Genomic DNA, 297 nt, shown 5'->3' with positions numbered 1-297 from the left:
AATCGGTGCCACCGCGGAAGTCGCAGACGCGGCCGCCGGCTTCGCGCACCAGCAGCACGCCAGCGGCGATGTCCCAGGGCATCACGCCGGCTTCGAAGTAGGCGTCGGCGCGCCCTGCGGCGACGTAGGCGAGATCCAGCGCGGCCGAGCCGGTACGGCGCACGTCCTCGGCATCGCGCATCAGCTCGCGCACGGCCTCCAGCTGGGCGCCGATCTTCGAGCGCTGGCGTGGCGCGAAGCCGGTGATCAGCATCGCGCCCGACAGGTCATTGCGCTGGGCGACGCGGATGCGCTTGT

1 protein-coding gene is annotated in these 297 nt (G+C 72.1%); it reads right to left on the bottom strand.

What is annotated here, in order from left to right:
* On the bottom strand, positions 1 to 297 hold a 297-nt coding region (locus tag FLQ44_RS19350), incomplete at both ends, for an inositol monophosphatase family protein (protein ID WP_276607886.1).

The organism is Vogesella mureinivorans (genome assembly GCF_007644035.1).
Classification (GTDB): Bacteria; Pseudomonadota; Gammaproteobacteria; order Burkholderiales; family Chromobacteriaceae; genus Vogesella; species Vogesella mureinivorans.
The sequence above is the reverse complement of the archived record's forward strand: the minus strand, read 5'-3'. Positions and strand labels throughout refer to the sequence as shown.